This is a genomic window from Microbacterium paulum (assembly GCF_015707995.1).
Lineage (GTDB): Bacteria > Actinomycetota > Actinomycetes > Actinomycetales > Microbacteriaceae > Microbacterium > Microbacterium paulum.
Genome location: NZ_JAAGRY010000093.1, coordinates 1 through 8,233, shown reverse-complemented (window position 1 = coordinate 8,233; position 8,233 = coordinate 1). Strand labels below are relative to the sequence as shown.

Annotated in this window: 8 protein-coding genes; 4 read left to right on the top strand and 4 right to left on the bottom strand. The window is 64.2% G+C overall.

What is annotated here, in order from left to right; translation table 11 throughout:
* The first annotated feature begins 234 nt into the window (after nucleotides 1-234).
* On the top strand, nucleotides 235-876 hold the full coding sequence (locus G3N18_RS15065; protein ID WP_196385079.1) for a thermonuclease family protein: 642 nt from the start codon (nucleotides 235-237) through the stop codon (nucleotides 874-876).
* 166 nt (nucleotides 877-1,042) lie between these two features.
* On the opposite strand, the gene G3N18_RS15060 is transcribed toward G3N18_RS15065, so the two are convergent.
* The 4 genes from G3N18_RS15060 to G3N18_RS15045 all read right to left on the bottom strand — a co-directional run bounded on the left by G3N18_RS15060 (nucleotide 1,043) and on the right by G3N18_RS15045 (nucleotide 4,799).
* On the bottom strand, nucleotides 1,043-2,353 hold the full coding sequence (locus G3N18_RS15060; RefSeq protein WP_196385078.1) for an SNIPE associated domain-containing protein: 1,311 nt from the start codon (nucleotides 2,351-2,353) through the stop codon (nucleotides 1,043-1,045).
* Nucleotides 2,350-3,600, bottom strand: a complete 1,251-nt coding sequence (locus G3N18_RS15055) for a coiled-coil domain-containing protein (RefSeq protein ID WP_196385077.1) — start codon at nucleotides 3,598-3,600, stop codon at nucleotides 2,350-2,352. Before G3N18_RS15055 ends, G3N18_RS15060 begins: the two co-directional genes overlap by 4 nt.
* A gap of 301 nt (nucleotides 3,601-3,901) precedes the next feature.
* Nucleotides 3,902-4,504 (bottom strand): hypothetical protein, encoded by a 603-nt coding sequence (locus G3N18_RS15050; protein ID WP_196385076.1) that lies wholly within the window; start codon nucleotides 4,502-4,504, stop codon nucleotides 3,902-3,904.
* A gap of 85 nt (nucleotides 4,505-4,589) precedes the next feature.
* Nucleotides 4,590-4,799, bottom strand: a complete 210-nt coding sequence (locus G3N18_RS15045; protein ID WP_196385075.1) for a hypothetical protein — start codon at nucleotides 4,797-4,799, stop codon at nucleotides 4,590-4,592.
* Between the two features lie 97 nt (nucleotides 4,800-4,896).
* Between G3N18_RS15045 and G3N18_RS15040 the strand changes: the two genes are divergently transcribed.
* From G3N18_RS15040 to G3N18_RS15030, 3 genes are all read left to right on the top strand, one after another.
* A complete protein-coding gene (locus G3N18_RS15040) occupies nucleotides 4,897-5,676 on the top strand; it encodes a hypothetical protein (RefSeq protein WP_196385074.1) in 780 nt (259 codons plus the stop codon).
* A gap of 326 nt (nucleotides 5,677-6,002) precedes the next feature.
* Nucleotides 6,003-6,602 carry a hypothetical protein gene (locus G3N18_RS15035; RefSeq protein ID WP_196385073.1) on the top strand — a complete coding sequence of 200 codons (600 nt, stop codon included), beginning with the start codon at nucleotides 6,003-6,005 and terminating at the stop codon, nucleotides 6,600-6,602.
* Nucleotides 6,602-7,981 carry a hypothetical protein gene (locus tag G3N18_RS15030; RefSeq protein ID WP_196385072.1) on the top strand — a complete coding sequence of 460 codons (1,380 nt, stop codon included), beginning with the start codon at nucleotides 6,602-6,604 and terminating at the stop codon, nucleotides 7,979-7,981. The genes G3N18_RS15035 and G3N18_RS15030 overlap by 1 nt, the downstream gene beginning before the upstream one ends.
* The last annotated feature ends 252 nt before the right edge of the window (nucleotides 7,982-8,233 follow it).

Below are 8,233 nucleotides of genomic sequence, written 5' to 3'. Positions count from 1 at the left end.
TCGCCCGCCGCGTCGCCCGCGGCTTCCGCAACTACGACAACTACCGACTCCGCATGCTCCTCATCGCCGGCGGCCTCGACCCCACCACCCCCACCTAAAGTCCGAAGAGCCAATAAACTCATACCTGCGTCCCTCTCGGAGAGGCCATCGCGCGACAGCTGCTGACTGCGCTGTGAGCGACACGAGACCTCTTCATCCGGCGAGCCCTCGGCTCCCCCTGGCGCGGCGGCTGCGGTGGTCGTCTCCGTCACCGACGGCGACACTGTCGGGACAAGTGCGGGCACGGTGCGGATCATAGGCATCGATGCACCCGAGCGCGGGGAGTGCGGTTACGACGACGCCTCGTCCTACGTCTCCGGACTTCTGCCCGAGGGCGACACCGTCACCCTGACGCTCCCTGACGGGGAGAACGAGGAAGACAAGTACGGTCGCCTGCTCCGCTACGTCGACACGACGCAGGGCGTGGATGTCGCTTCGTCCCTCCTGCCAGCGGGCGTCGTCGTCGCACGCTACGACTCGACCGACGGGTATCCATGGCGCCCTCGGGAAGCGGACTACCACACCGCGCAAATGGCAGTCCTCGGAGACGCCGGAACAGTGACGACCGTCGCGTGCAAAGCGGCCTCCGACGCAGCCGAACAAGCGAGACCGGCCGCGGAGCAGCAAGCCGCTCAGAAAGCCGCCAACCAGCTGCCCGCCGTCGATGAGTGGTGGAAGCAGTACACGTCCTGCACGAAGCTCAAGAAGAACCCCAACGGCCACCCCACGGGTCCGTTCTCCCGAGACAACCCGGCAGAGGCCGCTATCTACGACTGGTTCGCCAACGGCACCGGCAACAACGGCGATGGCGAAGGAGATGGACTCGCGTGCGAATGAGCCGCCAGTTCTAAATGCTCGTCATTTGAAGAATCTCGACGGGTGATGCATCACTGCACCGGCACTCTGTTTCTTCGCTCGTGCGAGATCAATATCCGTGCTGTCACACGGCTGCTCAAGATAGGCGGGAACTGACAAACGAATCCGTAGCGGAATGGCGCGCAACTCAGTTGTGAGGTGGCCACAGGCCGACGGATTGCCGGTATTCGGTAGCGTCGGGGTCTTCTGTGAACTCGAGGATGTTGCCGACCTTGCTGAGTAGCACGTCGCGGACCTCTGCGGGGCTCGCGAAGAAGAACTCTTTGCGGTTGTTCGCGCGATTAAGAGCGCGGTCCGCGAAATGCCGGTGGAGTTCGGCTTCGAGGCTTACGGCATCCTCGGAGAAGAACAGAGCGTGGGTATCGAAGCGGAACGGCACGGACGCCCCGCCGAGCTCGAAGATGCGCTCGCGGGGTTCGAGTCGCCGGGTGAGGCCGATCTTGACAACGTTCGCACCAAACGCGCCCTGGTTCGAGATTACATAGACGTACCCGGCGCGGATGTTCGCGGCTCGGTAGTCGTTCTGCTCGATGGCCGCGTCGACATCAGCGAGTCGCTTCGCGAGAGTCGGATCTTCCTGCCCGTTCTGCTGCAGCACCGCCAGCGTGTTGAGGAGATGTAGCCGTTCCTTATCGAGACGTGCACGCTCCTCCGCTAGCTCTCGCTCGACCCGCCGCTCCTCTCGAAGTCGGGCGCGCTCTTCCCGTTCCGCTTCCCGTTCCTGCTGCTTCTTCATCAGCCAGTCGGCCGTGAGCTCGATCTCCCGAACCCGCAGCTCGTGGAACTCGTCGCTGATGCGCATCTCCATCAGCTTGCCGAGCTTCGCGATAGCGGTGCGAGACGCTTCGATACGGCGCTTAGCCGTGAGGACATTCCCCGCGCGAAGCGTGCGCAGAGCGTTGTCGACCTCGGCGTTGTACGCGCGGAGCATGAGTTTTCCGAGGTCATCAGTCATTCGACGACCCTGTGCCAGCGAGTTGTTGAGCGTGAACAGTTCGGATCGGATGATCGCCTCGCCGGCGTTCACGAGGGACGCGATCTCACTCTCCAGTGACTTGAGCTCGTCCTGGTAAGCGGCGGCTGTCTCAAGGGGGTGGTGGTACCGATAGATTCCAACGTCCTGGAGGACGCGCGCGTCGTCGAGAACGACGTACTCATCGGTGCCCGTTGTTGCGAGCCGAGCGCGCAGGTCGGCATTCTCCGCTTCGAGAAAAGCAACCCGCGCATTGCCGTCGGTGGCGGGAGATGAGACAGTTTCCGGCGCCTCAGAGGGGCTGCTGACCCCCGGCGCCGCGACTGCCTCATCGTTGTCCGGAACCCATAGTTGCCACCCGTCCGGTGGGGCCGGCCACGAGGGGTCGGGAGTCCACCCGGCAGGGGGCACCCACCCGGCGGGAGGCTGCGGCCACCCGGGAGGCGGATTGAAGGAGAGGGTCATCGCGCGCGGCGAACGCCGGCTGCGGTGATCGGTGTGAGCGCGTACGGGTTCTTCGACACCGCCGCTCCAAGGTGCTCGAGCGTCGCAGCCGGAACGACTGCCGACAAGTCCAGGTTCTCGAACTCCTCGCGGCTCGCCGCAACAGCAACAAACAGCACGTAAGTCGGCTGGCCGGTAGCGGGACTGATCGTCTCGGTGCCCAGCTCAAGTGATATCGACTTGATCAAACCGCGACGGTCCGCTTCGAACACTTCGTGCAACGACCGCAGGGCGACATTGTGCACGAGACCCGCGTACCTGTCCTTCGTGTCCTTCTGCGTTGCCGCTACCGGCGTGATCTCGTCGGTCGCCTTCGTGTACTTGTAGTACTTCACCACTGGCACGATTTCAGGGCCGGGAATCAGAACGCGCATCGCCAGTTCCGCGTTCGCGGGGTCGAACTCGGCCGAGTGCGAGACGGGGAGCCACTCGGGGTAGACCGAGTTGGCCAGGACAATCGACACGTACTCTCGGACAGCATCCACCGTGCCATACCCGAGGCCCGCGATCAGCTGATCGAGCGCCTCATTCTGCTCAGCGACATCTCGTTCGCGGACGGCGCTGTCCTGCGCGTACGTCGCCTCCGCTGCCGCGAGCTTCTCCTGCCGTTCCTGCTCCGCACGTGCGTGCGCTTCGAGCTGAGCCGCTCGGCGTCCCGGCAACTCGTCCGTGGCCTGCTTCCACGCGTGATAGTCCTCCGCGTACTTCTGCTCCACCGCGAGGGTTGCCTGTTCCTGCTTCTGCTTGCGCCCAAATAGGCCCTTCACGGCCTCCGGCTCCTGCTTCACAGGGAGCGGCGGCTCCGGAATTGGCGCAGGCGCCGGGAGGGCGATGCGCAAATGCGCGTACGGGAACGGCGGGTGCTCCACAACCGCGCGCAGCGTCTCCAGGTCCACGAAGTCGTCGACGGCGAGCGTCGCTTCGAGGATCCCGTCCAGCTCCGCGAACCGAGCATGCAGCTCGCTCGTCTCGTCTTCGGCCTCTGCGACGCGGGCCTCCGCGTGCGCCTGCGCTGCCTCCCGCTCTAGCCGCTTCCTGTCCTGTTCGGACGCCCGCTCCGCTGCAAGCTGTGCGCGCTCAGCGCGACGCTGCGCCGCTTCGGACTGTTTCACGGCCTGCGCGTGCTGACGTATTGCGGCCTGCTGCCGCTGGTCCGCCAGCCTCGCCTGATGCTGCATCTCAGCAAAGAACCCACGACGACGTGCCATTCCCACTCCTCTATCCGGCCGCAGTCTATCGAACGTCGTCGTCCGACGCGGACTCACCGTTGTCCCCCACCGGTCCGGTCGCGAAGTAGCGAGGCTCTCGCTACCGCGGTAGTGGCTCTACTAGACCATCCCTAAAAGGGCACTGACCGAAAGTGGAACCATCGCGTGCAAGGCTCTCCACGCGGCCGTCGGCGACGGACGCGTCGAGCGCTTCGATTTGCCCTGGACCGAATGCCACATCGCGAAGCGTGGACACGTCGGTTGCGGCTCTGTGGTTTGCGTCCTCGAGCCGGCCGGTCAATCAACCTGCGGCACGTTCGCGAGCGAGCAGACGAAGTATCGCATCAAGGCGGCTGGGCATCGGTTCGGAGCGTCGACGTTCATACTCGCGAACCCATACGTGATAGCGAGTCGAACCAGGGAGCCAGGCGCCCTTCTGCTCGCTCCGACCGATCCACTCGCCGACGTAGTCGATGTAAGCGATCGCAGTCTCACGACCGTCCTCAGTGACTCCGCTGAGAGGCAATGCGCCCCACTTAGGCTCGGTGTGGGCACGGGCGGCTATTCCAACATGTTCCGCCAGGGCGTCGACGATACTGCGCCCGGCGTGACGTGCCTCCGACGGGAGCTGGCCTTCGCGTCTGGTCACGGCATTACCCCAGATGGTGACGGCGGCCGCGACATCCTCGCTACCGATCGAGTCCACCTCTAATGAGCGCAGCGTCACCGCCCGCACCGCCCCGAGCGCTGAGAGCAGTTCGTTACTTGTGGTGCGAACGGACACCCGATTCTCGGTCCTCCGCGCATTGCGGGCTGAGAGCGCGGCGGTCGACACTGAACCGATAAGCGCGCCGAACGCCGTCCCGCCGACGCCCACCAATGCGATCAAGAGTCCTGTATCCATGGGCTCCACGCTAGTTGGAGGACGCAACAGCCGCCGGGCGGCGCCATCGCCCGATCCCTCTGCGGGCATCTCGGAAAGTGGGTGGTCATGCATCGCAGGCGCAGCGGAAGCCGACGGGGGAAATGCCGGTGCCTTCGGATTGTGGTGAGCGGGCGGCGGGCGGAACCGGGGCGCCGCTAGCTGGCCGCAGATAGATCGCTTCGGGCATTGTGAGCCTTATGCCGAAGCCGACGTCGCCAGCCTCAAGCGTCTCTGCTGCGAAGCTCGCGTGGATTGTGGTGGGTACGTCGGTCATCGCCGGAACTGTATCCGCCGCGGCGGTCCTCTTCATCGACCGACCACATCGCTGGGGGGCTGGCCTATGGCTTTCCGACTTCGCGAGAAGCGCGGGGATGGCGGGCCTGTTTGCCTGCATTGCTGCACTCGTTGCCCTCGGTGGAATCCTCCGTCAGGTCAAACAACCCCAAGCCGCGCTCGAGCATCAGAGGAGGGTCGAAGAAGATCGGGCGTGGTGGACTCGATTCGAGTGGGTCGCTGGAAGAGCAGTGCCGCCCGACCCGTCCGACGAGCCGCTGCCGTGGACAGCCGTGCTGAGCACCTTCGAGGCGCTTGCATCCAGCGCGCGCGACGAGGTGCAACAGACAGCCGTCGGCGCCATTATGGACGTTGCTGCGACCAAGTCCTCAGCACGTATAGTCGACGACAAGCCATCGGACGTCGCCACGAACCCCTCGGCGACGTCGCACGCGCTGTCCGCGCGTCGCACTTATGTCGACGCGACGGCACATACGCCCGTCCAGTCCACCGCGGTGAAGAGATTGCTGTACGAGGCCGAGGTGCACGAGGCGCTCGTGCGGATGTTTCCCGATAACCTCACTATTCCTGGCGGCTTGAGCGCCCCGGACGCATTGCTGATGTTCGGAGCAAGGTACGTAATTGTCGAAATCAAGGCGTACAGCGCGGCTCCGGGCCGCCAGTCGACCGCGCGCTTCGAAGCTCAAATGCGCGGCTACCTGGCCGGTTCTCGGAACAGTGCGGGTCTGATCGTCCCGCCTGTCGCGATTCGCCTGACGAAGGAAGCTCGAGATGCCGGAATCCACGCAGTCGAGTGGAAGTCGCCGGAAGACGATGCGGAGCTGGCCAAAGCCGTTACCTACCTCTCCACGCGGTAACAGGAACGTTCCTGAACGGTCAGGTTCTGTGGCTGGACTCGATACCCACTGGGAGTACCCAACCTGGCCACGCCCGCGAACGTGCAAGCGCAGCCAAAATCTCCGACGCAGGTCTCAACTCGTCATCGACATACTCGCTACGGTCACCGGCAGCATCGACTCCAACGGGGAGATCGGCATCAGCATCGTCGTGAAGCGATCAGCTGAGCGACACCCGTCGGGCGGGTCGCAGGCGCGACCGAACAGATCGCGACGAAGGTCACGGATATCCGCGACATTTCGCCGTTACCCCATACGATTCGATCGTGCGCGCCCCATCGACTGACATGCCCGGCGAACTGCTTCAGAAGCTGGGAGAGGACGGTGCTCGCCGCGCCAAGGTGTGGCTCGACTCCACCACTAGGGTGAAGTCGAGCTGGTCGGTGTACGACAAGGTGGCGGTGGGGAGGCTCTCCTACAAGTGGCCGCACGGGGGAAAGAGGTTCTCCTACGACCTGGGCGGGATCTTTCACGGTGGCGAACTTGAGCAGGAGGCCTTCCTTGCGGAGTGCAAGAAGTACTCCACCGGCAACCAGGGTCACCACTTCGACAAGTTCCTCGCGCAGAGCTACGTCACGCTAGAGCACGACCCGGGGATGGCGCACCACTTCCTCTGGATCACGTGGCATCCGTTCCGTATTTCGAAGTGGAATGAGCTCTACAGTGAGGAGGCGATTCGGGACGCGTTAGTGGTCGAACGCGAGCGTGTGTTCGGTGAAAAGGTAAGCGAGGACGATGCGAAGGAGCAGATCAGGGCCGACATCGTCGCCGACCTCGCCACGCGAGTCTGGATCATCGTCTTGTCGGACCGTCAGGAGACACTCGTCATTAGCACTGAAGACCGCGCCGAGCTCATGAAGATCCGCACACTGCAGGGAGGCAGCTGATGTCCACCACTCAGCGTTCCGCAACTGATGCAGCGTCGACCATCGACGCTGTTCAAGACGAAGTCGCATCGAAGTTCCAGCACGCCGACGCCGCGATAACTGTCCGGCGGACCGGCTACTTCAACCACACCTATGCTCCGGACCTGGTGCTGCAGTGGCGCGGCGAGAAGGAGGAGCGCCATGTCTTCATCCGCACGTCCGACAGTCCGATCTACTTGGCCGAGGACATCGAACTCGCCCGGGACCGGGACCCAATCTTTGTTCCGTTGGGGGGGTTATCCGAGGAGCCTCCCGCTGAGGTCGTCGACCGGGTCTCCCTGGCGACTAAGTCTCGGCAGTCGCGTGCCCTCATCGCCGAAGCGCAGAGCATCGACGCTCTCGCCGATGACGATCTTGGCCCCATCGGAACTCTCGCCGCGCGAGCGGTGCTCCAGGGTGGGTCAGGCGTGATCCCGCCGGGGACCGCTGCCGCATTCGGCTCGACCATCGCTTCAGGGTTCGAAGGGGCGCTTCTTGGGGATGTAACTACGACGAGCGATGCTATCCGCGAGAGCACTGAGCTGTTGGACGACCGGCGGACAGCCCAGCTCGCCGAGCTCCTCCAGGCGGCATGGATCGGCGGTGGCCAGATCGGCACCGCGTTCCCCGGCATCGGCATCGCGTCTACCTCGATTCAGCCCGAGGCTCTCAAACTTCTCCTCGACACGGTCGAAGTGGACGACGTGAAGTTTTGGAGCAGGCTTGCGCAGGGTCTTCAGCTGACTCATTTCGCCGGGATAACTATCTCCGAGCAGCATGCCGGATTCCAGATGCTGATGAAGGCCGCCGCACCTCGACTGAAGGCGAAGGGCGCAAGGGCGGTGGACCTCGACGGCGTGTCTCTCCCTGCGCCGAAGTGGGCAGTCAGCGATGGACGGCTCTCACTCGCGATCTTGAAGGCCCGTGTCGAGTTCGTTGCCAGAAGCATTGAGGACTTCGCCTCCGATGGTGTTGACGCGTCTCCCTCTGTCCGAGTGTTCACTCAGCGTGCGCAGGACGCGGATCTGAAGATCATGCGCGTGACTCTAAGCTCCGGTGACCGCAGACTGGACTACTCCAGCGAAGACGGCACATCCGTTACGGGCGATGACCGGCTTATCGCGCTTGAATCAGATATCGGCGCAGACCCAACGGTCCTTCGAGCGTCCGTCGAAGCTGAGGGCAGAGAAGTGGGTGTCCAGATGCAGACGGCAACGGCATCTGGCCACACGCGCTCCCTCTTCTACGTCTCCACGCTTGCGCGCACCGCGCTTCCGCTTCTCACCGAGCTGGGCGCAGAAGGACGCGATGCCTTGAACGTCCTATTCGAGCCCGAGGAACCGTCGACCGAGGTCGCGTGACGGCGCTGGGTGCGCCGGCCGCGTCGTCGTAAGCGAACTGAGACGGCGCGACCCGTCGGCGCAACCAAAGTGGCTCTGCGCATTCTGGGTGGGGTGAGGCGCTCGGGCGTGGCGTGACGGGGTGAGGTGGGTCGAGGCCCGGACCTGGATCGTGTCAGATTAGTGCCCCACGCCCGGCCGGAGTGCGGCGATGATGTCGGCGGCTTCCCCCGTTGGCGGGGTGGTCGCGGTGAGTTCGTGTCCGTCGATGGT

Bases quoted from the DNA above. Each gene is read 5' to 3' on its own strand.
- G3N18_RS15040 (WP_196385074.1), top strand. From the start codon at position 4,897: ATGGCGGGCCTGTTTGCCTGCATTGCTGCACTCGTTGCCCTCGGTGGA.
- G3N18_RS15060 (WP_196385078.1), bottom strand. From the start codon at position 2,353: ATGACCCTCTCCTTCAATCCGCCTCCCGGGTGGCCGCAGCCTCCCGCC.
- G3N18_RS15055 (WP_196385077.1), bottom strand. From the start codon at position 3,600: ATGGCACGTCGTCGTGGGTTCTTTGCTGAGATGCAGCATCAGGCGAGG.
- G3N18_RS15030 (WP_196385072.1), top strand. From the start codon at position 6,602: ATGTCCACCACTCAGCGTTCCGCAACTGATGCAGCGTCGACCATCGAC.
- G3N18_RS15050 (WP_196385076.1), bottom strand. From the start codon at position 4,504: ATGGATACAGGACTCTTGATCGCATTGGTGGGCGTCGGCGGGACGGCG.
- G3N18_RS15045 (WP_196385075.1), bottom strand. From the start codon at position 4,799: ATGACCGACGTACCCACCACAATCCACGCGAGCTTCGCAGCAGAGACG.
- G3N18_RS15035 (WP_196385073.1), top strand. From the start codon at position 6,003: ATGCCCGGCGAACTGCTTCAGAAGCTGGGAGAGGACGGTGCTCGCCGC.